Origin of the sequence: Nibribacter ruber (assembly GCF_009913235.1) — a bacterium.
GTDB classification, from domain to species: domain Bacteria; phylum Bacteroidota; class Bacteroidia; order Cytophagales; family Hymenobacteraceae; genus Nibribacter; species Nibribacter ruber.
This window is the reverse complement of record NZ_CP047897.1, coordinates 3622441-3649172: the sequence shown is the minus strand read 5'-3', so window position 1 is coordinate 3649172 and position 26732 is coordinate 3622441. Positions and strand designations below refer to the sequence as shown.

Below are 26732 nucleotides of genomic sequence, written 5' to 3'. Positions count from 1 at the left end.
TACTTATTAATACACGTAACACAATACCTCACCACCTACATTAAGACCTTTGGCCTCTTTGTCAGTGATTACCCCTTTTGAGGTAGAAAGAATGGCAATACCATATCCATTCAATACACGTGGCAACTTCTCTAAGTGCACGTACTTGCGGAGCCCCGGCTTAGAGACTCTCTCAAGTTTCACGATAGCAGATTGCTTGCTAGCTGGATCATACTTCAAGGCAATTTTGATAGAGCCTTGAACTGAGCTATCATCGAACTTGTAACTTTGGATATAACCTTTCTCGTAGAGAACTCTGGTCAATTCCTTCTTTATTTTGCTAGCCGGTATTTCAACTACACGGTGATTTGCCTTGATGGCATTCCGTAGTCTAGTTAAATAATCTGCTATCGGATCTGAATGCATTAGACTATAATTTTAGATTCCGCTCTTTTTAGGGAGCCGCAAAGATACTAATCTTTCTTAACTTATAAAACAGCAGGTATAATAATTACCAACTTGCCTTCGTTACTCCAGGAATCTTGCCAGCTGAGGCCATCTCTCTGAAAGTTACGCGAGAGATACCGAACTTTCTCATATATCCTCTAGGTCTTCCGGTTAATTTGCAACGGTTGTGCAGACGAACTGGAGAGGCATTTTTAGGCAATTTATCCAGAGCTTCGTAATCACCAGCCGCTTTAAGAGTAGCTCTCTTGGCAGCATATTTGGCAACTAGTTTCTGTCTTTTAAGCTCTCTAGCTTTTACTGATTCTTTAGCCATTTTCTTATTTCTTTAGATTGACGAAAGGCATTCCAAACGCTTTCAAAAGCTCAAAGCTTTCTTCATCATTTTTGGCTGTCGTCACAAACGTGATGTCCATACCTGCGATTGACTTAATCTTGTCAATGCTAATCTCAGGGAAAATGATTTGCTCTTTCACACCCAGGGTATAGTTACCGCGGCCGTCAAAGCCTTTGTCACTGATACCTTTGAAGTCACGCACACGTGGAAGAGCGATTGTCATTAAACGGTCTAAGAACTCGTACATTTTCTCTCCTCTCAGCGTCACGCGGGCGCCAATTGGCATTCCTTCTCTTAGCTTGAAGTTAGAGATTGAATTTTTAGCCTTGGTCTGTACCGCTTTTTGACCGGCAATGATTGTCAGCTCATCTACTCCAATGTCAACCAATTTCTTATCAGCCACGGCATTACCAATACCTCTGTTGATGCTGATCTTGGTGATCTTTGGAACTTCCATCACGCTTTTGTATTGGAATTTCTCCTTCAACAAAGGCATGATTTCTTTTGTATATTTTTCTTTAAGTCTAGCCGCCATGTTAGATTAAATTTCCAGATTTTTTGGAATAACGTTGAAGCTTACCTCCGTCGTTCAACTTTTTACCAGTTCTAGTAGCGTTGTTAGTGCCAGGCTCTACCAGCATGACGTTGCTAGCATGAATAGGGGCTTCAACTTTATTGATGCCACCTTGAGGATTTTTAGCACTTGGCTTTTGGTGCTTAGAAACCAGGTTCAAACCTTCAACAATTACTTTCTGGTCAGAAACCAAAACAGTAGTTACAGTACCAGTTTTACCTTTATCGTCACCAGCAATAACTTTGACAGTATCGCCTTTCTTTACATGAAGTTTATTCTTTGTCATCTTTTCCTCTCTCTAAGGTCTATAATACTTCAGGAGCCAAAGAAACAATTTTCATAAACTGTCTTTCACGCAATTCACGGGCTACTGGCCCAAAAATACGCGTACCACGAGGCTCGTCGTTATTGTTCAACAATACAGCAGCATTGTCATCAAAACGGATATAAGAACCATCCTTGCGACGTACTTCTTTTTTCGTTCTAACAATTACTGCCTTTGTAACAGTACCTTTCTTAACGTTTCCGGAAGAAAGAGCTGATTTTACCGTTACAACAATTTTATCTCCTACAGAAGCGTATTTCTTGCCTGTACCACCTAAGATACGAATGCACAATACCTCTTTTGCACCACTGTTATCAGCAACAGAAAGTCTTGATTCTTGTTGTATCATCTTATTTAGCTCTTTCTACGATTTCAACTAAGCGCCAGCACTTGTTTTTACTAATGGGTCTGGTTTCCATAATGGTTACAGTATCACCGATACCGCACTCATTATTTTCATCATGCGCCATGAACTTTTTGGACTTCGACAAGAATTTACCGTAAATCGGGTGTTTCATCTTGCTTTCAACCACAACGGTGATGGACTTGTCCATCTTGTTGCTTACCACGCGTCCAGTTCTCTCTTTTCTTAAATTTCTAGTCTCCATGGATCTCTAAATTAGCCATTGAGTTCTAGAGACCGCAATTGAGTCTCTAGTCTGGCGATGGTTTTTCTTGTGTGCTTAATTCTGCTTGGGTTTTCCAACGGAGAAATAGCATGGGCGAACTTCAAGTTCTCCAGGTTGTTTCTCTCTGCTGCAAGTTGCTCCTTCACTTCTGTAAGTGAGAAAGCCTTAATATCAGACTGCTTCATGATTATTTCTCAACGTAATCTCTACGTACAACAAACTTAGTTCTGACAGGCAACTTTTGAGCAGCTAAACGAAGAGATTCCTGCGCTACTTCTAGTGGAACACCATCAGATTCAAACATAATGGTACCAGGCTTAACCACGGCTACCCAATACTCTGGAGATCCTTTACCCTTACCCATACGAACCTCTGCAGGCTTCTTGGTGATAGGCTTGTCTGGGAAAATGCGAATCCATACTTGGCCTTCCCGTTTCATGGCACGCGTCATTGCAATACGCGCAGCTTCAATTTGACGGCTAGTAATCCAAGAGGCTTCTAGCGACTTGATAGCAAATGATCCAAAAGAAATTGTACTTCCTCTTTGGGCCAGACCGCGGACACGGCCTTTTTGCATCTTTCTATATTTAGTCCGTTTTGGTTGTAACATTTTTAATTAACCTAAAATGGTTGAACAACTACTTGCGCTTTGCACCTCCACGCTTCTGATTTGCATCAGGGCGCTTGTTGCGACCGTCACGACGGTCATTGCCACCTCTTTCATTCCGATCGTTGCGAGGGCCTCCTGAAGAAGGTCCACCGCTCTGCTGACCAGCGTTTGGAGACAAGTCACGCTTTCCGAAAACCTCTCCTTTGAAGATCCAAACTTTGATCCCCAGTTTACCATATACAGTCTGAGCTTCTGACAAAGCATAATCAATGTCTGCTCTTAATGTATGAAGTGGAGTACGGCCTTCTTTGTAATGCTCAGTACGTGCCATTTCAGCACCACCTAAACGGCCTGAAACTTGAATTTTGATACCCTCAGCACCTACTCTCAATGCAGAAGCAATGGCTTGCTTCATGGCTCTTCTGAAAGAGATACGTGCCTGAAGTTGTTGAGCTACAGACTCACCTACCAATTTAGCATCCAATTCTGGACGTTTAATTTCAAAGATATTGATTTGAACATCTTTGCTGGTGATTTTCTTCAGCTCTTCTTTGATTTTGTCAACTTCCTGACCGCCTTTACCAATAACTACACCTGGACGAGCCGTGTTGATAGTAATGGTGATTCTTTTAAGGGTGCGCTCAATGATAATCTTTGAGATACCACCCTTTGGAATGCGGGCAAGAATATATTTACGGATTTTTTCGTCTTCAATAAGTTTGTCAGCGAAATCCTTTCCTCCGTACCAATTAGAGTCCCAGCCTTTAACGATACCTAGTCTTAGGCCAACTGGATTAACTTTTTGTCCCATTTTAACTATTTGGCTTTGTTAGATTCGGATGATTCAACTGCTTCCACTTCTGGTTTTGAATCAATCACAAGCGTTACATGATTTGATCTTTTTCTGATCCTGTGACCTCTACCTTGAGGAGCAGGACGAAGACGCTTCAACATCTTGCCTTCATCAACTTTGATCTCTTTGATAAAAAGATTGGCATCTTCAATCCGAGCATCTCCATTGACTTGCTGCCAGTTAGACAAAGCAGACAATAAAAGCTTCTCTAGCTTAGGTGCACCTGCGTTGGCTTCAAACTTAAGTAAGCCAAGAGCGCGTGTAACACTTTTACCACGAATCAAGTTCGCTACCAATCTCATCTTACGAGGTGAGCTTGGTACATTATTTAGTTTAGCTACCGCTTCCATTATCTCTTACCTTTATCCTTTTTAGCAATATGGCCTCTAAAGTTTCTGGTTGGAGCAAACTCGCCTAACTTGTGACCTACCATGTTTTCAGTTACATACACAGGAATGAATTTATTCCCGTTATGCACAGCAAATGTATGACCTACGAAGTCTGGAGAAATCATAGAGCGGCGAGACCAAGTTTTGATTACCGCTTTCTTACCAGATTCGTCCATTGCCTGGACTTTCTTATCGAGCCTAAAGTCAATATAAGGCCCTTTTTTTAATGATCTTGCCATTACTTATTTTTTCCTTCTATTAACGATCAGGTTCTCTGAGTATTTATTTTTGTTTCTGGTCTTCTGACCTTTGGCGTACAAGCCATTACGTGAACGTGGGTGACCACCTGATGACTTACCTTCACCACCACCCATTGGGTGATCGACAGGGTTCATAGCAACACCTCTTACACGTGGTCTGATACCCATCCATCTGCTACGTCCGGCTTTGCCTAACTTCACATTCATGTGGTCTGCATTGGATACTGATCCTACAGTAGCCATACAGTTAACCAGAACCATTCTCATTTCACCTGATGGTAACTTCAAGGTAGCGTAACGGCCTTCTCTTGCTACAAGCTGCGCATAAGATCCTGCACTTCTTGCCATGATACCGCCATTACCTGGAGTTAACTCAATGTTGTGTACAATGGTACCTAGAGGAATATCAGATAAAGGAAGAGCGTTACCCACTTCTGGAGCTACTCCCGGTCCTGATACTACTGTTGCGTCCACTGCCAAACCAGCTGGAGCAATGATGTAGGTTTTTTCACCATCTGCATAGTAAAGCAATGCGATACGAGCCGTTCTGTTTGGATCGTACTCAATGGCTTTTACAGTTGCAGGAACACCAAACTTCGTTCTTTTGAAGTCGATGATACGGAATCTTTTCTTATGTCCACCGCCAATATAGCGCATGGTCATACGTCCCGCATTGTTACGTCCACCAGATTTTTTCTTGGATGCCAACAAAGATTTCTCAGGCTCGCTCTTCGTGATTTCAGTGAAGGCTGGCGCGATTCTAAATCTTTGACCTGGTGTTGTTGGTCTTAGTTTTCTTAATGCCATTCTATTTTAAACTTAGATGCCGCTGTAGAAGTCAATAACTTCTCCCTCTTTCAATGTTACAATAGCTTTCTTGGTAGAGGCTGTACGACCTGTCACCACACCTGATTTCGTATTTCTAGATTTCAGTTTGCCTTGGGTACGCATCGTAGAAATTTTCTCTACTGTAACTCCGTATTTTGACTGGATCGCTTTTTTGATCTCAATCTTATTTGCTTTTCTATCTACCTCAAAGGCAAACACTCCCTTTTCTGTTAGGGCGGTCAGCTTCTCAGTAAGCAATGGTCTTTTTAAAATGCTCATTATTTTGTGGCGTAAAGTTCTTCAAGAACTGAAAGAGACTCTTCTAAACAAATTACTCTGTCAGCATTTAACAAATCATAGGTTGTTAAACCTGAAGCGGTAGCAACCTTCACTTTAGGAACATTTCTGCTAGACAATACAACATTTGTGTTCACCTCATTGGTGATTACAAGCGTTTTCTTGGCAGATAGGTTCAAGCCATTTAAAATAGCAATGAAATCCTTTGTTCTTGGAGTGTCAATTACCAAGTTGTCTAACATGACAACTCTATCTCCTTTAGCCAAAGTTGACAAAGCTGACAATCTTGCCAATGCTTTCAACTTTTTGTTAAGCTTGAAGCTGTAGTTTCTTGGCTTAGGACCAAATACACGGCCACCACCAACAAATACTGGAGACTTCAATGAACCAGCTCTGGCTCCGCCTGTACCCTTTTGACGCTTGATCTTTTTGGTTGATCCAGCTATTTCAGCACGCTCCTTAGATTTGTGCGTTCCTTGGCGTTGGTTAGCCAAATATTGCTTTACATCCAGATACATGGCATGCTCATTCGGCTCAACCCCGAACACAGACTCTGGAAGCGTTACTTTTCTTCCTGTATCTTGGCCTTTACTATTGAAAACTGATATCTCCATCTTATTTCTCAACTACGATAAATGAATTTTTAGCACCAGGCACAGAACCACTTACCACCAGAAGGTTTTGTTCTGGCAAAATTCTTAGCACACGAAGGTTTTGGATTTTAACTCTGTCGCCACCCATTCTACCAGCCATACGCATTCCTTTGAATACTCTGGATGGCCATGAACAGGCACCAATTGAACCAGGGTGTCTTGCTCTGTTGTGCTGACCGTGAGTCTGCCCACCAACACCGGCAAAGTTGTAACGTTTCACAACGCCTTGAAAACCTTTACCTTTTGAGATACCTACTACGTCTACAAATTCACCTTCTTCAAATGAACCTACGTTTACTTCATCTCCTAATGAATATGAAGCAACGTCTTCTAATCTAAATTCAACCAGCTTTTTCTTAGCAGTTGTATTAGCTTTTTGGAAGTGGCCAGCAAGCGCTTTGCTTGTTCTTTTTACTTTCTTCTCTCCGTATCCAAGCTGGATAGCTGTATAGCCATCCACTTCCTGCGTTTTGACCTGGGTCACAACGCATGGTCCTGCTTGAATCAAAGTACAGGCCACGCTCTTACCCTCAGGTGTGAAGAGGCTTGTCATTCCGATTTTCTTACCGATAATTCCAGGCATTCTACTTTATTTATTTAACAATGAATACAATACACCCGTTTAGGTGTTATTTGGGAGTGCAAAGTTCATTATTTATTTTTTCTTTTACAAGCCCCGCTAAATTATTTGTTTTCAGATACTAAAGGTTTATATGTAATTAAAGGAATTACTTTCCCTTTTTCTATCGTTCTTTCAAATACATGGATGATTGATTCCTTTTCAAACTCCCCTTTGCATGGCTGAAATTTACTGGTTCGTTTTTGGCTTCTTTTCTAGAAAACTGACCAAAAACGGTATAAAAAAAGGGAGAGGTTATCCCTCTCCCTTTTTAATGGAAATAGTATTATCAAACTTTGATTTCAACATCAACACCGCTTGGCAATTCTAATTTCATCAAAGCATCTACCGTTTTAGAAGATGTAGAATAGATATCTACTAGTCTCTTGTAGGTGCAAAGTTGGAATTGCTCACGCGCTTTCTTGTTTACGTGTGGAGAACGCAATACTGTGAAAATGTCTTTCTCAGTTGGCAAAGGAATGGGACCACTCACGATCGCGCCAGTCGCTTTCACCGCTTTCACGATTTTCTCTGATGACTTATCCACCAGATTATGATCGTAAGATTTCAGCTTAATTCTGATCTTTTGATTCATTCTATTTCAACTTATTTAGCTGTTCCTTTTAATTTTGCGATGATACCATCTGCCAAGTTTTGCGGTACTTGCTCATAATGAGAGAAAGTAAGCGAAGCTGTTGCACGGCCAGAAGTAATGGTACGTAAGTCAGTCACGTAACCGAACAATTCAGAAAGAGGAACGTCAGCTTTTACTACCGTTGAAGTTCCTTTGGTATCCATACCTTTCATGATACCTCTTCTTCTGTTCAAGTCACCTGTTACCGGACCAGTGTACTCATCAGGAGTAACCACGTCTACTGCCATGATTGGCTCGAGTAATTTTGGAGCACACTGCTTTCCAGCTTCTCTAAATCCTTGACGGGCTGCCAATTCAAATGACAATGAGTCAGAGTCAACATCGTGGAATGATCCGTGGAACAAACGCACTTTCATTGAGTCAATTGGGAAGCCGGCCAAGATACCATTCTTCATGGCCTCTTCAAATCCTTTCTGCACAGCAGGGATGAATTCTCTTGGAATCACACCACCCACAATTGCATTATCAAATTCAAGACCTTGCTTGCCATCCTCACGTGGTCCCATGTTGAATACAATGTCGGCGAACTTACCACGACCACCAGATTGCTTTTTGAACACTTCTCTGTGCTCAACCATCTTAGTGATAGTTTCTTTGTAAGCCACCTGTGGTGCTCCTTGGTTCAACTCAACCTTGAACTCGCGCTTCATGCGGTCAATTATGATCTCCAAGTGAAGTTCACCCATACCTCTCAAGATAGTCTGACCAGTTTCCTCGTCAGTGTTTACCTGTAGGGTTGGATCTTCTTCAATAAGCTTGGCAATCGCCATACCCATTTTATCAGAGTCAGCCTGAGTTTTAGGCTCAATAGCGTATCCGATTACTGGCTCTGGGAAGTCCATTGATTCCAAAACGATTTTCGCGCTTTGGTCGCAAAGTGTATCTCCTGTTTTGATGTCTTTGAAACCAACTACCGCTCCAATGTCTCCTGCAGCCAATCTTTCAATTTGGTTCTGCTTGTTAGCGTGCATCTGGAAGATACGGGAGATACGTTCTTTGTTATTTGAACGAGTATTGTATACGTAAGATCCTGACTCCAGTACTCCTGAATAGGCGCGTACGAAACAAAGACGTCCTACATAAGGGTCAGTAGCGATTTTGAAAGCCAAGCCAGCGAATGGATCGCTTTCGCTAGGTCTGCGCACTACTTCTTCTCCTGTATCTGGGTTGGTACCAACAATGTTATCCTTATCAAGAGGTGATGGAATTAAAGCCATCACATAGTCAAGCATTGTTTGTACACCTTTGTTTTTGAAAGAAGAACCACATAGCATTGGCACAATCGCCATGTCAATGGTTGCTTTCCGAAGAGCTTCAATGATTTCAGCCTCTGTGATAGACGCTGGATCTTCAAAGTATTTCTCCATCAAAGCCTCATCGTAATCAGCTACTGCTTCCAACAATTTCTCTCTGTATTCTTCCGCTTCTTCCATCATATCTTCTGGAATTGGAACCTCAGTAAAGGTCATACCTTTATCAGATTCATTCCACTCAATACCACGGAAGTTAACCAGGTCTACTACTCCTTTGAAGTTGTCTTCAGCACCTATTGGCAATTGTAACGCTACGGCATTGCTACCTAGCATTTCTTTTACCTGCTTACAAACCCCTAAAAAGTCAGCGCCAGAACGGTCCATTTTGTTAACAAAACCAATACGGGCAACTTTATAGTTATCGGCAAGTCTCCAGTTAGTTTCAGATTGTGGCTCAACACCATCTACTGCACTAAACAAGAATACTAAACCATCCAATACACGAAGGGAGCGGTTTACTTCAACAGTAAAGTCAACGTGACCTGGTGTATCAATGATGTTGATATGATATTTTTCGCCTCTATAATCCCAGTTTACAGTAGTAGCGGCAGAGGTGATAGTGATACCTCTTTCCTGCTCCTGCTCCATCCAGTCCATGGTGGCGGCTCCATCATGCACCTCTCCTATTTTGTGGCTTACACCTGCATAGTAAAGGATACGCTCTGTAGTCGTGGTCTTACCTGCATCAATGTGCGCGGCAATACCAATATTTCTTGTGAATCTTAAATCCCGAGCCATTAATTAGAATCTAAAGTGTGAGAATGCCTTGTTGGCTTCCGCCATTCTGTGAGTGTCGTCTTTCTTCTTCACAGCAGCACCTTCTCCTTTGGCGGCGGCGATGATCTCACCAGCCAATTTATCCATCATTGTTTTCTCACCTCTCTTACGAGCGTAAGAAATCATCCATTTGATACCAAGAGAAATCTTTCTATCCGGACGCACTTCAGTAGGCACCTGGAAAGTAGCACCACCTACACGGCGGCTTTTCACCTCTACACCTGGCATGATATTGTTCAATGCTTTTCTCCAGGTCTCTAGACCGTTCTCCTTAGTTCTTTTCTCAACTAAGTCGCAAGCATCGTAAAATATTTTATAAGCCACACTCTTTTTACCGTCTACCATCAGGTAGTTTACAAAACGGGTAACAAGAGTCTCTTTGTACTTAGGATCAGGAAGAAGAATTCTCTTCTTTGGTTTCGCTTTTCTCATTATCTAAATCCTTATTATTTTTTCTTACCGCCTTTACCTGCTGCTGCTGCCGCTGGTTGACCTGGTTTAGGACGCTTCGCTCCATATTTAGAACGAGACTGTAGACGACCGTTTACACCAGCTGTATCCAAAGCACCACGGATGATGTGATATCTTACACCTGGTAAGTCTTTCACACGACCACCTCTAATTAACACAATAGAGTGCTCCTGTAGGTTGTGGCCTTCACCTGGGATATAAGCATTGACTTCTTTGCCGTTTGTCAAACGCACACGAGCCACTTTTCTCATCGCTGAGTTCGGCTTCTTAGGTGTGGTTGTGTAAACGCGCGTGCACACGCCACGTCTCTGCGGGCATGAGTCAAGGGCTGGGGATTTAGACTTAGATGTTAGTTTCTCTCTTCCCTTTCTTACTAATTGTTGTATAGTAGGCATTTACTAACTTTTTTATACTGATTTCTCTCTTCAAAAAATGGTCTGCAAAGGTATAAATTTTGCTTTGCAAATTCAAAGTTTTAATTCACTTATTATTAATGGCTTAGGCTTCGCCAATTGTTCCACCAAAGTTTAGAGGAAAGCTGGGGGCTTCCGGCGTCTGCTTTATACCCCCAAAACTTTGCTCATATTTTAGAATGTTTTCCTCCAAAGCAGCCAATAAACGCTTGGCATGCTCTGGAGTAATCACCACTCTTGCTTTTACTTTGGCCTTCGGAATTCCAGGCATCAAGCGAATAAAGTCAATTACAAATTCACTGTGTGAATGGGCAATCATAGCCAGATTGGCGTATTGACCCTCTGCAATTTCCTCAGTCAACTCAATGTTGATCTGTCCTTGTGGTTCCGTCGCTGCCATCTTATTTCTCTTGCAGTTCGCCTTGCTTTGATTTTACACCTGATTGTCTGCTGGCAGAAAGGGCTTCATACTCTTCCTTAGAACCAACAATCAATTTAGTGTATTCTCTTAAGCCAGTACCTGCCGGGATTAAGTGGCCAACAATTACGTTTTCTTTCAAGCCAAGCAGTTCATCTGCTTTTCCTTTGATGGCCGCCTCGCTAAGAACTTTAGTGGTCTCCTGGAAGGATGCCGCCGAGATAAAGCTTTGCGTGCCAAGAGAGGCTTGTGTGATACCTTGAAGGGTAGGTCTTGATACAGCAGGTTGCGCATCACGTACCGTTACCAGGCGGAGGTCACGACGTTTCAGGCTGGAGTTCTCATCACGTAGGCGACGAGCCGTCACAATCATACCTGGTTTCATGGCAGTTGAGTCTCCTGCATCTTCCACTACTTTCATGTCAATGATCATGTCATTCTCTTCCATGAACGTTACCTTATCCACGGTCTGGTTCTCCAGGAAGCTGGTGTCACCTGGATCCAATACGTTTACCTTCTGCATCATCTGACGAACCACCACTTCAATGTGCTTGTCGTTGATCTTCACACCTTGCAGACGGTATACTTCTTGAATCTCGTTCACTAAGTATTCCTGCACGGCACCTGGTCCTTGGATGTTCAGGATATCATTTGGTGTGATAGCACCATCAGACAATGGAACACCGGCACGCACAAAGTCATTGTCCTGCACCAGGATGTGCTTAGAAAGAGGTACCATATACTTCTTCTTTACACCATCCTTAGACTCGATGTAGATCTCACGGTTACCGCGTTTCACGCCACCGTATGTTACCACACCATCAATCTCACTCACTACGGCTGGGTTAGACGGGTTACGTGCTTCAAAGAGCTCGGTAACGCGTGGCAGACCACCTGTAATGTCGCGGGTTTTACCAATGGCACGTGGGATTTTAGCTACAATCTGACCGGCATTGATCTTTTGTCCGTCTTCTACTGTAATGTGGGCACCTACCGGAATGTTATAGCCTTTTGGCTCACCGTTGGCAGGGTTTACTACAATAGCAGGGTTTTTGGTTTTATCCTTTGTTTCAATGATTACCTTTTCACGGTGACCAGTCTGCTCGTCAGACTCTTCCCGGAAAGTGATACCTTCCACAATAGAATCGTATTCAATGGCCCCGTCAAACTCAGATAAGATAACCGCGTTGTATGGATCCCAGTTACATAGCTCGTCGCCTTTGGTAACCTCTTGTCCTTCGTCCACTATCAAGAATGAACCGTAAGGAACGTGGTTACTAATTAACAACTTGCCAGTACCTTTCTCTACTACTTTTACTTCACCAGAGCGTCCCATTACCACTTTCACGCGGTCACCTTCGGCATTGGTGGTATCAATAGTTCTTACATCCTCAAACTCCACAACTCCATTAAACTTGGCACGAATGGCTGCATCTACCGCAATGTTAGACGCTGTACCACCCACGTGGAAAGTACGAAGTGTTAACTGAGTACCTGGCTCACCAATTGACTGAGCAGCAATTACTCCAACAGCTTCCCCTTTCTGCACCATTCTACCGGTAGACAAGTTACGGCCGTAGCACTTGGCACAGATACCGCGCTTGGTCTCACAGGTTAATACCGAACGAATCTCCACCGCCTCAATAGCTGTGGTCTCAATGATTTTGGCAACTTCCTCAGTGATTTCGTTACCAGACTCCAAGATTACCTCGTTGGTGTGCGGGTTAACAATATCATGGACGTTCACACGACCTAAGATACGCTCAGACAGTGACTCAACGATGTCCTCATTGTCTTTCAAGGCGCTCACCTCAAGACCACGCAGGGTACCGCAGTCTGTCTCATTCACGATTACGTCCTGAGAAACGTCTACCAGACGACGGGTCAAGTAACCCGCATCTGCCGTTTTCAAGGCTGTATCCGCAAGACCTTTACGAGCACCGTGGGTAGAGATGAAGTACTCAATTACATCCAAACCTTCTTTGAAGTTGGATAGAATCGGGTTTTCAATGATTTCCCCTACGGATCCTTGCAATGATTTCTGTGGCTTGGCCATCAAACCTCTCATACCCCCCAACTGACGGATCTGCTCTCTGGAACCACGGGCTCCTGAGTGCATCATCATGAAGATGGAGTTGAAACCTTGATCGTCTTTTTCAAGACGGCTCATCAACGTTTCAGTGATTTGGTTATTGATACGCGTCCAAATGTCAATTACCTGGTTGTAACGCTCGTTATCTGTGATAAGACCCATAGAGTAGTTCGCCCAAACAGCGTCTACGTCTTTTTTGGCCTCAGCCACAAGGATGTCCTTCTCCTTAGGGATAACGATGTCACCAAGACCCATGGATAGACCACCTTTGTAGGCAGACTGGAATCCTAGGGTTTTGATATCATCCAGGAACTGGGCCGTTCTGGCCATTCCTGTCACTTTGAACACGCGAGAGATGATCTGCTGTAGTTTCTTCTTGGTAAGAAGTTCGTCTACATAGCCTACCGCCTCTGGCACCAATTGGTTGAATAGAACTCTACCGGCTACGGTTTCAATTAACTTGTAAGTTAATTGGCCGTCCTCGCCCATTATGTTGGTTCTTACTTTGATATATGCCTGCTTAGACAATCTGCCTTCATTGATGGCAATGATTACCTCTTCAGCGCTATAGAAGGACATGCCTTCGCCTTTGATTACTTCGTTCTCAGTGGTGCGTTTTCCTTTGGTCACGTAGTACAGACCCAATACCATGTCCTGAGAAGGTACCGCAATTGGAGCACCGTTGGCAGGGTTCAAGATATTGTGGGCGGCCAGCATTAACATAGAGGCTTCCAAAACAGCAGCAGGTCCTAGTGGAACGTGCACCGCCATCTGGTCACCGTCAAAGTCAGCGTTGAAGGCCGTACACACCAATGGGTGCAACTGGATTGCTTTTCCTTCAATCAGCTTTGGCTGGAATGCCTGGATACCTAATCTGTGGAGCGTAGGAGCACGGTTCAACAGTACCGGGTGTCCTTTCAACACGTTCTCCAGAATATCCCAAACCACTGGGTCTTTTCTGTCTACAATTTTCTTGGCAGACTTTACCGTTTTTACAATACCGCGCTCAATAAGCTTACGGATGATGAACGGTTTGAAAAGCTCAGCCGCCATGTTCTTAGGCAGACCGCACTCATGCAGTTTCAGTTCTGGACCTACTACAATTACAGAACGACCAGAGTAATCCACACGCTTACCAAGCAAGTTTTGACGGAAACGTCCTTGCTTACCTTTCAGCATGTCAGATAGAGATTTCAAGGCACGGTTACCTTCTGCTCTCACAGCGTTCACTTTACGTGAGTTGTCAAACAGTGAGTCTACCGCCTCTTGGAGCATACGCTTCTCATTCCGGAGAATCACCTCTGGCGCTTTGATCTCGATCAGGCGCTTAAGACGGTTGTTACGGATGATTACGCGACGATACAAGTCGTTCAAATCTGAGGTAGCGAAACGACCGCCATCCAATGGAACCAACGGGCGCAATTCCGGTGGAATCACAGGCACCATGCGGATCACCATCCACTCAGGCTTGTTCTCAATTCTGGTAGCAGCATCACGGAAAGCCTCTACTACGCGTAGGCGCTTTAAGGCATCTGCCTTACGTTGCTGAGATGTTTCATGAGCAGCTGAATAACGGAGGTCATAGGACAAGTCATCCAAGCTAATGCGCTCCAATAACATTTGTAACGCCTCGGCACCCATCTTCGCGATGAACTTGTTTGGATCATGGTTGTCCAACATCTGGTTCTCGCGAGGAAGTTTGTCAATCATGTCCAGGTACTCATCTTCCGTCAAGAAGTCCAGTGTGTTCACACCGTCTTCTGCTAGGATACCTGCCTGAATAACTACATACCGCTCATAGTAAATGATCTGATCCAATTTCTTGGTGGGCAGACCCAATAGATAACCAATTTTGTTAGGCAATGACTTAAAGTACCAGATATGTGCTACCGGTACTACCAACTCAATATGGCCCATGCGCTCACGACGCACTTTTTTCTCAGTTACCTCCACTCCACAACGGTCACAGATAATCCCTTTGTAACGGATTCTCTTGTATTTACCGCAATGGCACTCCCAATCCTTCACTGGCCCGAAAATACGCTCGCAGAACAGACCACCCATTTCTGGCTTGTAGGTTCTGTAGTTGATAGTTTCCGGTTTAGTCACCTCACCGTTTGATCTCTCCAGGATAGATTCTGGGGAAGCCAAGCTGATGGTCACTTTAGAGAAGTCTTGAACTAACTTTTTATTTCTTGCTAACGCCATGTTATGTGTTGCTAGATATGTAAAACTCCTTTTTGTTCTTAAGGCTATTCATGTGAGTTAAGGAGACTTCAGAAAGAGCCGTTTTTGGCCTCTTTTTCTGAAATCTCCTCAAAACTGTATCACATTAGTCCAGCGTAATCTCCAGGGCCAGACCTCTGAGTTCGTGAATTAACACGTTAAAGGACTCAGGGATATTTGGCTTAGGCAACACGTCTCCTTTTACAATGGCTTCATAGGCCTTCGCACGACCAATCACGTCATCAGACTTCACGGTCAGGATTTCCTGTAGAACGTTGGCGGCACCAAAGGCCTCCAATGCCCACACCTCCATCTCACCGAAACGCTGACCACCAAACTGGGCTTTACCACCCAATGGCTGCTGCGTAATCAAGGAGTATGGTCCAATAGAACGGGCGTGCATCTTATCATCTACCAAGTGACCTAGTTTCAGCATGTAAATCACACCAACGGTTACCGGCTGGTCAAAACGATCTCCGCTTAAACCATCAAATAAGTAGGTACGTCCATAACGTGGAACGCCCGCCGCTGTCAACTCTGCAGATACTTCGTCTTCAGAAGCGCCGTCAAAGATTGGCGTAGCGTATTTACGTCCCAGTTTCAGACCTGCCCAACCTAATACGGTTTCGTAGATCTGACCAATGTTCATCCTAGATGGTACACCCAGCGGGTTCAACACGATGTCCATTGGCGTTCCATCTTCCAGGAATGGCATGTCCTCATCGCGCACGATACGAGCTACAACCCCTTTGTTACCGTGACGACCAGCCATCTTATCACCTACTTTCAGCTTACGCTTCTTAGCGATGTATACTTTGGCCAATTGCACAATACCAGCTGGCAACTCATCTCCTACCTCCAGGGTAAAGCGATCGCGTTTGAAACGAGCAGAGATAGTGTTGCGGCGCTTGGTGTAGTTTTTCACCAGTTCCAGCAACATCTTGTTGGTCTGCTCATCTGCGGTCCATCCTTCCAGGATCAAGTCCTTGAACATGTTCACCTCTTCGGCTACGGCATAGTTGCTTTCGTCCTTATAAGGGTTTTTGTCAGGGAAAAGTGCCTCAGTGATGTTCTTCTTACCAAACTTGGCACCTTTGGCCAGCATCTCATCTCCAAAACGGTGACGAACACCTTGGCTCGTTTTGCCTTCCAGCAACGTTACCAGCTTCTCAATCATCACGTTCTTCACGGCTTTGAGTTCGCTGTTGTATTTTGCCTTCAGTTCTTCCACTTCCTTCTTAGACTTGGCCCGCAGGTTTTTGTCTTTCTTAGGACGAGAGAAAAGTTTGGTCTCAATCACTACCCCGTTCAAAGATGGCGGCGCTTTCAAGGAAGCATCCTTCACATCACCGGCTTTGTCACCGAAGATGGCACGAAGCAATTTCTCCTCTGGCGTTGGATCCGTCTCTCCTTTAGGAGTGATTTTACCAATCAGAATATCACCTTCACGTACCTCGGCACCAATTCTAATGATACCATTCTCATCTAGGTTACGAACGGCTTCTTCGCTCACGTTCGGGATCTCAGAGGTTAATTCCTCTTCGCCACGCTTCGTCTCACGAACTTCCAGCTCAAACTCTTCAATGTGAATAGAAGTAAAGATGTCATCTCTCACTACGCGCTCAGAGATAACAATCGCATCTTCAAAGTTGTATCCTTGCCAAGGCATGAACGCAACCTGTAAGTTCCTACCCAGGGCAAGTTCACCTTGGTTAGTAGCATATCCTTCGCACAATGGTTGACCCAACGTCACCTTCTCTCCTTTTTTCACCAAAGGAGTCAGGTTGATACAAGTGTCTTGGTTAGTACGACGGAATTTGATCAAGTCATAAGTGACAAATTCTGCATCAAAGCTCACCAGTTTCTCCGCATCGCTTAAGTCGTAACGGATGATGATTCTGTCAGCATCTACAAAGTGTACTTCCCCTTCGCCTTCAGCACGCACCAATGCTCTGGAGTCCAAAGCGGCTCTGCCTTCTAGACCTGTTCCTACAATTGGAGCCTGTGGCTTCACCAGAGGAACCGCCTGGCGCTGCATGTTAGATCCCATCAAGGCACGGTTAGCATCGTCATGCTCCAAGAAAGGAATCAAAGACGCAGCTACTGATACGATTTGGTTTGGAGCAACGTCCATGTAGGTATAGCGCTCTGGCTCTACCACCGGGAAGTCACCTTCAAAACGACCTTTTACTTTATCGTTTACAAAGTTACCCTCTTCATCAATGCGGGCGTTGGCCTGCGCAATGTGGTGGGTATCTTCTTCTTCAGCAGTCAGGTATTTCACGGTAGACGTTACATCTACTTTACCGTTCACCACATTTCTGTAAGGTGTCTCAATAAAGCCCATGCTGTTTACACGTGCGTGCACGCACAGAGAAGAAATCAAACCAATGTTTGGCCCCTCTGGAGTTTCAATGGTACAAAGACGGCCGTAGTGGGTGTAGTGAACGTCACGAACCTCAAAACCGGCACGCTCTCTGGATAGACCTCCTGGCCCTAGTGCAGAAACTCTACGCTTGTGTGTGATTTCTGCCAGCGGGTTGGTCTGGTCCATGAACTGAGACAACTGATTGGTACCAAAGAAAGAGTTGATCACAGATGACAATGTTCTGGCATTGATCAAATCTACTGGTTTGAACTCCTCGTTGTCACGGACGTTCATACGCTCTTTGATGGTTCTGGCCATACGGGCAAGGCCAACTCCAAACTGCGCATACAACTGCTCGCCAACGGTTCTTACTCTACGGTTACTTAAGTGGTCAATATCATCCACTACGGCACGTGAGTTAATCAAACCAATCAGGTACTTCACAATAAGAACGATGTCCTCATTGGTCAACACCTTGGCTTCCCAGTTTTTGTCAAGACCTAGTTTCTTGTTGATTCTATAACGACCAACATCTCCTAAATCATAACGCTTATCACTGAAAAACAACTTCTGGATGATATCTCTGGCCGTCTCAACGTCTGGCGCCTCTGTGTTACGCAACTGGCGGTAGATCTGCTCTACGGCTTCTTGCTCAGAGTTAGAGTTATCTTTCTGAAGGGTGTTGTAGATAATGGTGTAATCTGCAATGTTTACATTCTCACGGTGAAGAATGATAGACTTAACACCTGAGTCAATGATGATGTCCAGATCGTCTTCGGTTACCTCAGAGTCACGCTCTAAGATAACTTCATTCCGGTCAATAGAAACTACTTCACCAGTGTCCTCATCCACGAAGTCCTCGGTCCAGGTTCTAAGAACCCTTGCCGCCAGCTTTCTACCTACAACTTTCTTAAGGGTCTTCTTATCAGCCTTAACTTCTTCTGACAACCCGAACAAGTCCAGAATGTCTTTGTCAGTACCGTAACCGATAGCTCTTAAAAGGGTGGTAACCGGGAATTTCTTCTTACGGTCAATGTACGCGTACATCACGTTGTTCACGTCTGTCGCGAATTCTATCCAAGATCCTTTGAAAGGAATAATTCTGGCAGAATAAAGTTTGGTACCGTTGGTGTGCTTGCTTTGCGCAAAGAACACACCTGGTGAACGGTGCAGCTGAGATACAATCACGCGTTCGGCGCCATTGATCACAAATGAGCCTTTCTCGGTCATGTATGGGATGTTCCCTAAGAACACCTCTTGCTCAATTGTCTCAAAATCTTCGTTGTCATCATCATTACAGATGAGGCGAAGCTTTGCTTTCAACGGAACAGAATACGTTAGGCCGCGGTCAATACACTCATCCACTGAGTATTTTGGTGGGTCAACGTGGTAGTCAACGAATTCAAGAACGAAGTTCTCTCTTGAGTCAGAGATGGGAAAGTTCTCTGCAAACACTTTGAAAAGACCTTCTTCTGTGCGGTTTTCGGCGGCTGTTTCCAATTGGAAAAAGTCCTGGAAGGACTTCAGCTGTACATCCAAAAAGTCAGGATACTCAATGACCTTTTTGATGGAAGCGAAATTAATCCGCTCTGTCGTTTTACTTGTAGCCAAAGTTGTCTGATTTAAACGTTTAAACTTTGTCGTGCTAACAGCTGATTTTCAGCCATTTGCCTTAAATTTTCTAGAAATTCCTTTCTAGGTACAAACAGGAAAAGACCTGACGAAAATGCCAGGTCTAACCTTTAGTGGTAATGGATGATGTAGCGTGGATTACTTAACCTCCACTTCAGCACCAGCTTCTTCCAAAGCTTTCTTCAATGAATCAGCTTCGTTTTTATCAACACCTTCTTTCAAAGGCTTTGGAGCACCATCAACTAGTTCTTTTGCTTCTTTCAAGCCAAGGCCAGTCAATTCTTTAACTAGCTTCACTACTGCTAGCTTAGAAGCACCTGCTGACTTAAGAATAACATCAAAAGATGTTTTCTCTTCTGCAGCAGCTCCAGCGTCTCCACCAGCACCACCAGCCATCATAACAGGAGCAGCTGCTGCTGGCTCAATACCATACTCATCCTTAAGGATCGTAGCAAGTTCATTAACTTCTTTAACAGTTAAGTTAACCAACTGCTCAGCGAATGCTTTCAAATCTGCCATTTTTATTAGTAATTAAAAGTTGTTTTAAATTTAAGTTTATTGTTCTCTCTCTGATAAAGTCTTCACTACGCCGGCCAGGATGTTTCCACCGCTCTGAAGAGCAGAGATAACGTTTTTGGCTGGTGACTGAAGAAGTGCGATAAGGTCTCCCAGTAATTCCTCTTTTGATTTGATGTTGCTCAAGGCATCCAACTGCTCTTCACCTAAGTAAATGCTGCTGTCAATGTAAGCACCTTTCAAAAGCGGCTTTTTTGCGCCAGTCTTGCGGAAGTCTTTCAGCAATTTAGCTGGACCGTTTCCTGCACCGTTGGCAAACAAAATCCCAGAAGAACCTTTCAAGGCTACATCCATTGAAGATGTATCTGTATCAAGAGTATCTAGGGCTTTGCGGATCAAAGTGTTTTTGTACACTTTGTATTCAATCCCTCTGTCAAAACAAAGTCTTCTGAAGCTATTGATAGTGGCTACCGTCAGTTCTGAAGCATCAGTGATGTAGAAGAATCCAGACTGAGCAAACTTTTCGCTCAAATCCTGTACAATGATTTCTTTTTCTTCTCTTGTCATCTCTTCGTCTCGTTAAATAGAGTTTTTATCAACCACTACACCAGGGCTCATTGTGCTAGACAATGTGATGCTTCTAATATAAGTTCCTTTGGCAGAAGACGGCTTCAAACGGTTCAAAGTGGCAAGCACTTCTGTGGCGTTCTCAGCTAGCTGCTCAGGTCCAAAAGAAACTTTCCCGATGCTAGTGTGAATGATACCGGTTTTATCAACTTTAAAGTCGATTTTACCAGCTTTAACTTCTTTCACTGCTTTAGCAACGTCAGTAGTTACAGTACCTGCTTTAGGGTTTGGCATCAAGTTACGTGGACCAAGGATTCTACCTAGTCTACCAACTTTAGCCATTACCGCTGGCATGGTAATGATAACATCAATGTCAGTCCACCCTTTTTCAATTTTTTGGATGTACTCATCTAAACCTACGAAGTCTGCTCCTGCATCTTTTGCTTCCTGCTCTTTGTCAGGCGTGCAAAGTACCAATACACGAACATCTTTACCGGTTCCGTGGGGAAGTGTCACAACACCTCTTACCATTTGATCAGCTTTGCGAGGATCAACCCCCAAACGCACGTCAATGTCAACGGATGCATCGAACTTTGTGAAGGTAATATCCTTCACTACGCCCGCAGCCTCTAACAATGCGTACTCCTTGGCAGGATCGTACTTCGCTAAAACTGCTTTTCTGTTTTTAGAAATTCTAGCCATTTGCTTTTTAATTACTCACTCCAAGGAGCCGTACCAGACACTGTGATTCCCATGCTGCGCGCGGTACCTGCTACCAATTTCATTGCTGACTCAATCTTGAATGCGTTTAAGTCAGGCATTTTGATTTCTGCAATCTCTCTAATCTGATCCCAAGACACAGAACCAACCTTGTTACGGTTAGGCTCTTTAGAACCAGCTTTGATTTTAGCTGCATCCATCAATAAAACCGGTGCCGGTGGAGTTTTAATTACAAAGTCAAATGATTTGTCAGTGTAAATTGTAATCAAAACTGGGCATACTTGGCCGGCTTTATCTTGAGTTCTAGCGTTGAATTGCTTACAGAACTCCATAATGTTCAAGCCTTTAGAACCAAGTGCAGGTCCAATCGGCGGCGAAGGATTCGCGGCGCCTCCCTTTACCTGAAGCTTCAGATAACCTTTTATTTCTTTTGCCATTATTATTTATTACTACTGTTCTTTTTCTACCTGCATGTAGTTAAGTTCTACTGGCGTGTTACGGCCAAAGATCTTCACCATCACATTTAATTTACGGCGCTCTTCAAAGACCTCTTCTACTGTACCGGCAAAACCGTTGAATGGACCATCCATTACTTTCACAGTCTCACCTACAATGAAAGGAGTCTCCAAAGTCTCCACTTGCTCGTCTGTCTCGTCTACCTTTCCTAAGATGCGGTTTACTTCAGACATGCGCAATGGAACTGGCTTAGCGGCGTCTTTCCCTGTTCCGGAACCTAAGAAACCAATAACGCCTGGGGTGCTAGTGATCAAGTGCTCAATCTCTCCGTTAGAAAGATCTGCCAACACCAACACATATCCAGGGAAGAAACTGCGCTCACGCACGCGCTTCTTGCCGTTACGCATCTCATAGACCTTCTCAGACGGAATAAGTACCTGCGGCACCATCTCCGTTAAATTATGACGAGCTACTTCATTCTCAAGATAAGACTTTGCTTTCTTCTCCTGACCTGACACAGCCCGCACTACATACCACTTTAAATCCGCCATGCTGCCTCTTCTTTTTTAGAATTGGTTATAAAACCATGACAAGGTGGAATCGTATACCAAGTCCATAGCACCTACCAGTAAAGCAAATACCAATGACCCTACCAAGACCAGGATTGAACTCTTCTGAAGTTCAGTATAGGTTGGCCAGGAGACTTTGTGCTGCATCTCCTCTACTGTGTCATTGAAAAATTTTCTCAGCTTTTCCATTCTTTTGCTGCTATTAACTTCTATTGCACGGGAGGTAGGACTCGAACCTACAACCAATGGTTTTGGAGACCACTACTCTACCAATTGAGCTACTCCCGTAAAAAAATGCACGCCATCGTTAAATGGAGTGCAAATGTATTATTTGTTTGTCAAAAAAACAAATCCGCTCCACTGAAGTAGTAGAGCGGATTTTATTTTTTATGACTAATTAGTCAAGGATTTCAGTTACCTGACCAGCACCTACTGTTCTACCACCCTCACGGATAGCGAAACGTAGACCTTTCTCCATCGCTACTTTGTTGATTAAATCAACAGTGATAGTGATGTTGTCACCAGGCATAACCATCTCAACACCTTCTGGCAAAGTGATAACGCCAGTTACGTCTGTAGTTCTCAAGTAGAACTGTGGACGGTAGTTGTTGAAGAATGGAGTGTGACGTCCACCTTCTTCTTTAGAAAGAACGTAAACTTCAGCTTTGAATTTCAAGTGAGGAGTTACTGAACCTGGCTTGCAGATAACCATACCACGACGGATATCAGTTTTCTCAATACCACGTAGCAATAGACCTACGTTGTCACCAGCTTCACCTCTGTCCAAAATCTTACGGAACATCTCAACACCAGTTACTGTAGACTTCAAGCCTTCAGCACCCATACCTAAGATATCCACTTGCTCACCAGAGTTGATGATACCACGCTCAATACGGCCAGTAGCTACTGTACCACGACCAGTGATAGAGAACACGTCCTCAACTGGCATCAAGAATGGAAGGTCAGTCAAACGAGCTGGGATTGGAATGTAGCTATCTACTGCATCCATCAAAGCATCGATTGTTTTCACCCACTTCTCATCTCCGTTCAAGCCACCAAGAGCTGAACCTTGGATAACTGGGATGTTATCGCCATCGAAATCATAGAAAGAAAGAAGCTCTCTGATTTCCATTTCTACTAGCTCTAACAATTCTGGATCGTCTACCATGTCCACTTTGTTCATGAACACAACAAGAGCAGGAACACCTACCTGACGAGCCAAAAGGATGTGCTCACGTGTTTGTGGCATTGGACCATCTGTAGCAGCAACTACCAAGATAGCACCATCCATCTGGGCAGCACCAGTAACCATGTTCTTCACGTAGTCAGCGTGACCTGGGCAGTCAACGTGCGCGTAGTGACGGTTCTCAGTGGCGTACTCAACGTGAGACGTGTTAATAGTGATACCACGCTCTTTTTCTTCAGGAGCGTTGTCAATAGAAGAGAAATCTCTTTTTGCGGCTAGACCTTTGTTCGCTAAAACCTGAGTAATAGCAGCAGTCAAGGTTGTTTTGCCGTGGTCAACGTGCCCAATAGTACCGATGTTTACGTGCGGTTTGGAGCGATCAAATTGTTCTTTAGCCATTTTAGATAGTATTTAGTTCTGAGTGAATAGACGTATTATTTGACAATAATATTACTCTTCGAGCCAACGATGGGAATTGAACCCACGACCCCTTCCTTACCAAGGAAGTACTCTACCCCTGAGCTACGTCGGCATAAGGAAATGATGCAGCTTGCGCTGCATCATCCTTTTTTCTTTCAATGAGCGGGAGACGAGGTTCGAACCCGCGACCTACAGCTTGGAAGGCTGTCGCTCTACCAGCTGAGCTACTCCCGCTTGTTTACTGGTAACATCAGAAACTTTCATGAGACAACCTGTAACCTTACCTCAGTTTCTGACCATTCTTTGTGTGGGGGGAGAAGGATTCGAACCTTCGAAAGCTTACGCTAACGGAGTTACAGTCCGTCCCATTTGGCCACTCTGGAATCCCCCCAATCTTTTTGTCAAAGAACCCTTTTTCCGTCTTCAATCGCTGATTCCGTTCTAAGGAGATGCAAAATTAACGGCTTTTTGTTCCATGTCAAATATTTGGGCAAAAATATTTTCCAGACTCATTGTTGATCCGCCATCCAGTCGGCTAAATCGGGATGTTTTTCCAGCACTTTTGCCACCTCTTGTTTCCTATCCTCGGTCTCTGTCAGCAACAGAAGCATCTGAAAGGCAGACTGTTTCACCACAGCCACCTTTTCCTTGTCAATGATGGTGAGCAGGGCTTGCCAACCTCGTTCCTGGTCATCAATATTTTTTCTCAACAGGAAGGCGCCAAAGCTCTGCATGAAGTAATACAGGTTCTCGTTTTTCAGTTTTAAGGAATTCTGCAGGTACCAATCATACATTTCCTCTTCAGTGGACTCTGTAAAACTGGCGGCCAGCGCATTCACCACCTCAGGATTTTTGTATCCCAAGAACTGCTTCAGCCGCTCCACCGGTCCCTTGGCTTTAGCATAGGCAAAGATAGAGGCACCCACCACCTGATAAGAACTATCCTGCAAGCCCATCTCATAACTGGCGAAAGGCAAATCTGACGCCGTGCTTAATACATAGATGGCCGTGGCCCTTACCTGGCTATTCTTATCTTGCTGCGCTAGGGCAAGCACTTGATTCTGGTAGCGGCTCTCTTTTAGTTTATCTGAGTCAATGAGGGTCTCCAGCCCCAATGTCCTTATTTTCCAGAACGGGTCTGCAAGGGCCTTGTTCATAGCTATGTCCGTGACCGTTTTTTCGTCTATAAGATGGAAAAGAGCCACCGACTTGGCGGCGTAGGCTGGACTGTTCAGAAACTGCTTCTCCCATTCTTGTGGTGTTTTCTCTTCCACGATCTGGGCAAGCAGCTCTTGCTCTGGGTCTATTACCACCGCTTCTACCGGCACGGTGGCGGCCAAAGAAAAGGTGTCTACCCTGCTGTTCATCTCAAACACCCAGCGGGTTCCTTTGCCCTGGCTATAAGTCTCTATGGTAATAGGCAACCGGTAAACGGGGCGGGTAATGCTGTCTTGTTGCTGCGCTACTCGTATCTTCAGAGAATCCCCCTCCTGCCATTTGTCTACTTTGAGCACCGGATGTCCCGGACTTAAAAACCACTGGTTGAAAAACCATTGCAGATCCTGGCCAGTCACGTCCTCAAACGCCATTCTAAGCTCGTCGACCTCCACTGAGGTGAACTTATTATCTTTTAGGTACAGGTTCAGAGAGGCAAAGAAGGCATCATCCCCTACCAGCTTGCGTAACATGTGCAGCACCCTTCCGCCTTTAGCATAAGAATGGCTGTCAAACATGTCCTCTTTGTCCAGGTAATTATACCTGATCAATGGTTCCTGCTTTGACCGTGCTTCCTGTAAATACTGGAAAAAGGCATCCTGATGGGTCAAGGCAGCTTCCTCAGGTCCATATTGATGTTCGGCCCAAAGGTATTCAGAGTAATCTGCGAAGGATTCATTCAAGGGAAGGTTGGCCCATGATTCAATGGTCACATAATCCCCGAACCACTGGTGAAACAACTCATGCGCAATGATGTGATCCCAGTTCTTATCCAGGAGTTCGCGGCGGTCTTGCTGCACGGCCTCCATGAACGTGGACGCAGTGGTATTCTCCATGGCCCCCGACACAAAATTGCGTACCACCACCTGCGCATATTTATCCCAGGGAAACGTCACGCCCAGCTTCTGAGAGAAGAACTCCAGCATGGCCGGCGTACGGCCAAACGTTGCTTTGGCGGTGCCAGCATAGGCCGGCTCTACCCAGTAGCTCACTTCTTTTCCCCGCCAGTTGTCTTTGACCACCGCAAACTCCCCAATAGCCATCATGGCGAGATAAGGCGCGTGGGGCAGATCCAGCTTCCAATGGTCCGTACGCAGGCCGCTTCCTCCTTTTTTAGAAGACACCAACCGTCCGTTAGAAAGGGTCTTAAACTTGTCTTCAATGGTGATGAAGATTTCCTGGGTCATGCGCTCATTAGGCTTGTCAATGGTAGGGAACCAGCAGGAACTGGATTCGGTCTCGCCCTGGGTCCAAATCTGCTGCGGCATTCCCTTCTCCGTCCCAGATGGGTTGATGAAGTAAAGTCCCTGGTCGGCGACAATGGCGTCACTGCCGGTTATTTTGAGTTCGGTGGGCTTGGCGGTATAGGCAATGAACAACTGGAGCGTGTCTTGCCGGGTATAGGCTTTCCCTAGTTGAATGGTGATCTGCTTCTGGTTATAGGTATAGGGCAATGCTTTTACTGTCTTTCCCTGCCGTACCTCTACCTTGTGTATGTCAAATCCTTTGGCATCCAGGACCACTTGGGTCTGCGGATAGAAATAGGGCTTGAGGGTGAGGGTGGCTTCTCCCATCAATTGTTGCTTGGCCCAGTTAAACTGAACCGCCAAACGGGTGTGCAGCAAATCTACTTTTCGCTCTGCGGCGGGTTGGTACGGACCATTGCTGGTTTTGGGCCCCATAGTGGCCATGACAGAGTCAAGAAGAGCGGTGGTATCTATGGCAAGGGCGGTTTCTTCTGAGGCAGCCACAAGGGCCGAAGGCTTTTTGGCAGCGCAGCCTCCCAGAAAGAGACTAACCCCCAGGACTAAGAAGGAACGGGAAAGGATATGGTTCATGCAAGGAAATTATTAACTTTGTGGGCCTAAGTTGGGAATTTACTTTCAAACTTACGTACACA

General features: G+C 44.7%; 30 protein-coding genes and 4 tRNA genes. All 34 read right to left on the bottom strand.

Annotated features, from left to right (window positions below):
• Positions 1-6 precede the first annotated feature (6 nt).
• A complete protein-coding gene (gene rpsH, locus GU926_RS15395) occupies positions 7-405 on the bottom strand; it encodes a 30S ribosomal protein S8 (RefSeq protein WP_160693435.1) in 399 nt (132 codons plus the stop codon).
• Between the two features lie 85 nt (positions 406-490).
• The gene (gene rpsN / locus GU926_RS15390) at positions 491-760 is read right to left on the bottom strand and encodes a 30S ribosomal protein S14 (RefSeq protein WP_160693433.1); all 270 of its coding nucleotides are present in this window, start codon (positions 758-760) and stop codon (positions 491-493) included.
• A gap of 4 nt (positions 761-764) precedes the next feature.
• Positions 765-1316, bottom strand: a complete 552-nt coding sequence (rplE, locus tag GU926_RS15385) for a 50S ribosomal protein L5 (protein ID WP_160693431.1) — start codon at positions 1314-1316, stop codon at positions 765-767.
• Between the two features lies 1 nt (position 1317).
• Positions 1318-1641, bottom strand: coding sequence for a 50S ribosomal protein L24 (rplX, locus tag GU926_RS15380; RefSeq protein WP_160693429.1), 324 nt, complete (start codon positions 1639-1641; stop codon positions 1318-1320).
• Positions 1642-1660: 19 nt separating this feature from the next.
• A complete protein-coding gene (rplN, locus tag GU926_RS15375; protein WP_066508631.1) occupies positions 1661-2029 on the bottom strand; it encodes a 50S ribosomal protein L14 in 369 nt (122 codons plus the stop codon).
• Between the two features lies 1 nt (position 2030).
• Positions 2031-2288, bottom strand: a complete 258-nt coding sequence (gene rpsQ / locus GU926_RS15370) for a 30S ribosomal protein S17 (RefSeq protein ID WP_160693427.1) — start codon at positions 2286-2288, stop codon at positions 2031-2033.
• Positions 2289-2299: 11 nt separating this feature from the next.
• Positions 2300-2494: a 50S ribosomal protein L29 gene (gene rpmC, locus GU926_RS15365; RefSeq protein ID WP_160693425.1), complete on the bottom strand. Its 195-nt coding sequence runs from the start codon at positions 2492-2494 to the stop codon at positions 2300-2302.
• A gap of 2 nt (positions 2495-2496) precedes the next feature.
• Positions 2497-2919 (bottom strand): 50S ribosomal protein L16, encoded by a 423-nt coding sequence (gene rplP, locus GU926_RS15360; RefSeq protein WP_066508625.1) that lies wholly within the window; start codon positions 2917-2919, stop codon positions 2497-2499.
• A 28-nt stretch (positions 2920-2947) separates the two neighbouring features.
• The gene (rpsC, locus tag GU926_RS15355; RefSeq protein WP_160693423.1) at positions 2948-3730 is read right to left on the bottom strand and encodes a 30S ribosomal protein S3; all 783 of its coding nucleotides are present in this window, start codon (positions 3728-3730) and stop codon (positions 2948-2950) included.
• Positions 3731-3735: 5 nt separating this feature from the next.
• Positions 3736-4122, bottom strand: coding sequence for a 50S ribosomal protein L22 (gene rplV, locus GU926_RS15350; protein WP_160693421.1), 387 nt, complete (start codon positions 4120-4122; stop codon positions 3736-3738).
• On the bottom strand, positions 4122-4400 hold the full coding sequence (gene rpsS, locus GU926_RS15345) for a 30S ribosomal protein S19 (RefSeq protein ID WP_066508617.1): 279 nt from the start codon (positions 4398-4400) through the stop codon (positions 4122-4124). Before rpsS ends, rplV begins: the two co-directional genes overlap by 1 nt.
• A gap of 3 nt (positions 4401-4403) precedes the next feature.
• On the bottom strand, positions 4404-5228 hold the full coding sequence (gene rplB / locus GU926_RS15340; protein ID WP_160693419.1) for a 50S ribosomal protein L2: 825 nt from the start codon (positions 5226-5228) through the stop codon (positions 4404-4406).
• 12 nt (positions 5229-5240) lie between these two features.
• Positions 5241-5528, bottom strand: a complete 288-nt coding sequence (rplW, locus tag GU926_RS15335) for a 50S ribosomal protein L23 (protein ID WP_066508613.1) — start codon at positions 5526-5528, stop codon at positions 5241-5243.
• A complete protein-coding gene (gene rplD, locus GU926_RS15330; RefSeq protein WP_160693417.1) occupies positions 5528-6160 on the bottom strand; it encodes a 50S ribosomal protein L4 in 633 nt (210 codons plus the stop codon). The genes rplW and rplD overlap by 1 nt, the downstream gene beginning before the upstream one ends.
• Before the next feature lies 1 nt (position 6161).
• The gene (rplC, locus tag GU926_RS15325) at positions 6162-6782 is read right to left on the bottom strand and encodes a 50S ribosomal protein L3 (protein WP_160693415.1); all 621 of its coding nucleotides are present in this window, start codon (positions 6780-6782) and stop codon (positions 6162-6164) included.
• A gap of 325 nt (positions 6783-7107) precedes the next feature.
• Positions 7108-7413: a 30S ribosomal protein S10 gene (gene rpsJ, locus GU926_RS15320; protein ID WP_048919298.1), complete on the bottom strand. Its 306-nt coding sequence runs from the start codon at positions 7411-7413 to the stop codon at positions 7108-7110.
• A gap of 11 nt (positions 7414-7424) precedes the next feature.
• Positions 7425-9524, bottom strand: a complete 2100-nt coding sequence (fusA, locus tag GU926_RS15315; protein ID WP_160693413.1) for an elongation factor G — start codon at positions 9522-9524, stop codon at positions 7425-7427.
• 3 nt (positions 9525-9527) lie between these two features.
• A complete protein-coding gene (gene rpsG / locus GU926_RS15310; RefSeq protein WP_160693411.1) occupies positions 9528-9995 on the bottom strand; it encodes a 30S ribosomal protein S7 in 468 nt (155 codons plus the stop codon).
• A 14-nt stretch (positions 9996-10009) separates the two neighbouring features.
• Positions 10010-10429, bottom strand: a complete 420-nt coding sequence (rpsL, locus tag GU926_RS15305) for a 30S ribosomal protein S12 (protein WP_160693409.1) — start codon at positions 10427-10429, stop codon at positions 10010-10012.
• Between the two features lie 103 nt (positions 10430-10532).
• On the bottom strand, positions 10533-10847 hold the full coding sequence (locus GU926_RS15300; protein WP_160693407.1) for a DUF3467 domain-containing protein: 315 nt from the start codon (positions 10845-10847) through the stop codon (positions 10533-10535).
• 1 nt (position 10848) lies between these two features.
• Positions 10849-15165, bottom strand: coding sequence for a DNA-directed RNA polymerase subunit beta' (rpoC, locus tag GU926_RS15295; protein WP_160693405.1), 4317 nt, complete (start codon positions 15163-15165; stop codon positions 10849-10851).
• Between the two features lie 124 nt (positions 15166-15289).
• Positions 15290-19162, bottom strand: a complete 3873-nt coding sequence (rpoB, locus tag GU926_RS15290; protein ID WP_160693403.1) for a DNA-directed RNA polymerase subunit beta — start codon at positions 19160-19162, stop codon at positions 15290-15292.
• Positions 19163-19321: 159 nt separating this feature from the next.
• Complete coding sequence (rplL, locus tag GU926_RS15285) at positions 19322-19702, bottom strand: 50S ribosomal protein L7/L12 (RefSeq protein ID WP_160693401.1); 381 nt, start codon at positions 19700-19702, stop codon at positions 19322-19324.
• 36 nt (positions 19703-19738) lie between these two features.
• Entirely contained in the window at positions 19739-20266 is a 528-nt protein-coding gene (gene rplJ / locus GU926_RS15280; RefSeq protein ID WP_160693399.1) for a 50S ribosomal protein L10, read from the bottom strand.
• A 12-nt stretch (positions 20267-20278) separates the two neighbouring features.
• Positions 20279-20968: a 50S ribosomal protein L1 gene (gene rplA, locus GU926_RS15275; protein WP_160693397.1), complete on the bottom strand. Its 690-nt coding sequence runs from the start codon at positions 20966-20968 to the stop codon at positions 20279-20281.
• An 11-nt stretch (positions 20969-20979) separates the two neighbouring features.
• Positions 20980-21423 (bottom strand): 50S ribosomal protein L11, encoded by a 444-nt coding sequence (gene rplK, locus GU926_RS15270; protein WP_160693395.1) that lies wholly within the window; start codon positions 21421-21423, stop codon positions 20980-20982.
• Positions 21424-21435: 12 nt separating this feature from the next.
• A complete protein-coding gene (gene nusG / locus GU926_RS15265; protein ID WP_160693393.1) occupies positions 21436-21993 on the bottom strand; it encodes a transcription termination/antitermination protein NusG in 558 nt (185 codons plus the stop codon).
• Positions 21994-22008: 15 nt separating this feature from the next.
• Positions 22009-22200: a preprotein translocase subunit SecE gene (gene secE, locus GU926_RS15260; protein WP_160693391.1), complete on the bottom strand. Its 192-nt coding sequence runs from the start codon at positions 22198-22200 to the stop codon at positions 22009-22011.
• Between the two features lie 26 nt (positions 22201-22226).
• Positions 22227-22299 (bottom strand) — tRNA-Trp (locus GU926_RS15255).
• A gap of 109 nt (positions 22300-22408) precedes the next feature.
• A complete protein-coding gene (tuf, locus tag GU926_RS15250) occupies positions 22409-23596 on the bottom strand; it encodes an elongation factor Tu (protein ID WP_160693389.1) in 1188 nt (395 codons plus the stop codon).
• A gap of 61 nt (positions 23597-23657) precedes the next feature.
• Positions 23658-23729 (bottom strand) — tRNA-Thr (locus tag GU926_RS15245).
• 49 nt (positions 23730-23778) lie between these two features.
• Positions 23779-23851: transfer RNA gene (locus GU926_RS15240), tRNA-Gly, on the bottom strand.
• Positions 23852-23925: 74 nt separating this feature from the next.
• Positions 23926-24008: transfer RNA gene (locus GU926_RS15235), tRNA-Tyr, on the bottom strand.
• Between the two features lie 118 nt (positions 24009-24126).
• Positions 24127-26670, bottom strand: coding sequence for a M1 family metallopeptidase (locus tag GU926_RS15230; protein WP_160693387.1), 2544 nt, complete (start codon positions 26668-26670; stop codon positions 24127-24129).
• Positions 26671-26732: the final 62 nt, after the last annotated feature.

Coding starts and splice junctions, on each gene's coding strand:
- rplN (WP_066508631.1), bottom strand. CDS start 2,029: ATGATACAACAAGAATCAAGACTTTCTGTTGCTGATAACAGTGGTGCA.
- nusG (WP_160693393.1), bottom strand. CDS start 21,993: ATGGCGGATTTAAAGTGGTATGTAGTGCGGGCTGTGTCAGGTCAGGAG.
- rplX (WP_160693429.1), bottom strand. CDS start 1,641: ATGACAAAGAATAAACTTCATGTAAAGAAAGGCGATACTGTCAAAGTT.
- secE (WP_160693391.1), bottom strand. CDS start 22,200: ATGGAAAAGCTGAGAAAATTTTTCAATGACACAGTAGAGGAGATGCAG.
- rpsN (WP_160693433.1), bottom strand. CDS start 760: ATGGCTAAAGAATCAGTAAAAGCTAGAGAGCTTAAAAGACAGAAACTA.
- rpsJ (WP_048919298.1), bottom strand. CDS start 7,413: ATGAATCAAAAGATCAGAATTAAGCTGAAATCTTACGATCATAATCTG.
- rpsS (WP_066508617.1), bottom strand. CDS start 4,400: ATGGCAAGATCATTAAAAAAAGGGCCTTATATTGACTTTAGGCTCGAT.
- rplP (WP_066508625.1), bottom strand. CDS start 2,919: ATGTTACAACCAAAACGGACTAAATATAGAAAGATGCAAAAAGGCCGT.
- rplA (WP_160693397.1), bottom strand. CDS start 20,968: ATGGCTAGAATTTCTAAAAACAGAAAAGCAGTTTTAGCGAAGTACGAT.
- GU926_RS15230 (WP_160693387.1), bottom strand. CDS start 26,670: ATGAACCATATCCTTTCCCGTTCCTTCTTAGTCCTGGGGGTTAGTCTC.
- rpsC (WP_160693423.1), bottom strand. CDS start 3,730: ATGGGACAAAAAGTTAATCCAGTTGGCCTAAGACTAGGTATCGTTAAA.
- tuf (WP_160693389.1), bottom strand. CDS start 23,596: ATGGCTAAAGAACAATTTGATCGCTCCAAACCGCACGTAAACATCGGT.
- rpsH (WP_160693435.1), bottom strand. CDS start 405: ATGCATTCAGATCCGATAGCAGATTATTTAACTAGACTACGGAATGCC.
- rplL (WP_160693401.1), bottom strand. CDS start 19,702: ATGGCAGATTTGAAAGCATTCGCTGAGCAGTTGGTTAACTTAACTGTT.
- rpmC (WP_160693425.1), bottom strand. CDS start 2,494: ATGAAGCAGTCTGATATTAAGGCTTTCTCACTTACAGAAGTGAAGGAG.
- fusA (WP_160693413.1), bottom strand. CDS start 9,524: ATGGCTCGGGATTTAAGATTCACAAGAAATATTGGTATTGCCGCGCAC.
- rplE (WP_160693431.1), bottom strand. CDS start 1,316: ATGGCGGCTAGACTTAAAGAAAAATATACAAAAGAAATCATGCCTTTG.
- GU926_RS15300 (WP_160693407.1), bottom strand. CDS start 10,847: ATGGCAGCGACGGAACCACAAGGACAGATCAACATTGAGTTGACTGAG.
- rpsL (WP_160693409.1), bottom strand. CDS start 10,429: ATGCCTACTATACAACAATTAGTAAGAAAGGGAAGAGAGAAACTAACA.
- rpoC (WP_160693405.1), bottom strand. CDS start 15,165: ATGGCGTTAGCAAGAAATAAAAAGTTAGTTCAAGACTTCTCTAAAGTG.
- rpsG (WP_160693411.1), bottom strand. CDS start 9,995: ATGAGAAAAGCGAAACCAAAGAAGAGAATTCTTCTTCCTGATCCTAAG.
- rplD (WP_160693417.1), bottom strand. CDS start 6,160: ATGGAGATATCAGTTTTCAATAGTAAAGGCCAAGATACAGGAAGAAAA.
- rplJ (WP_160693399.1), bottom strand. CDS start 20,266: ATGACAAGAGAAGAAAAAGAAATCATTGTACAGGATTTGAGCGAAAAG.
- rpsQ (WP_160693427.1), bottom strand. CDS start 2,288: ATGGAGACTAGAAATTTAAGAAAAGAGAGAACTGGACGCGTGGTAAGC.
- rplV (WP_160693421.1), bottom strand. CDS start 4,122: ATGGAAGCGGTAGCTAAACTAAATAATGTACCAAGCTCACCTCGTAAG.
- rplW (WP_066508613.1), bottom strand. CDS start 5,528: ATGAGCATTTTAAAAAGACCATTGCTTACTGAGAAGCTGACCGCCCTA.
- rplC (WP_160693415.1), bottom strand. CDS start 6,782: ATGCCTGGAATTATCGGTAAGAAAATCGGAATGACAAGCCTCTTCACA.
- rplB (WP_160693419.1), bottom strand. CDS start 5,228: ATGGCATTAAGAAAACTAAGACCAACAACACCAGGTCAAAGATTTAGA.
- rplK (WP_160693395.1), bottom strand. CDS start 21,423: ATGGCAAAAGAAATAAAAGGTTATCTGAAGCTTCAGGTAAAGGGAGGC.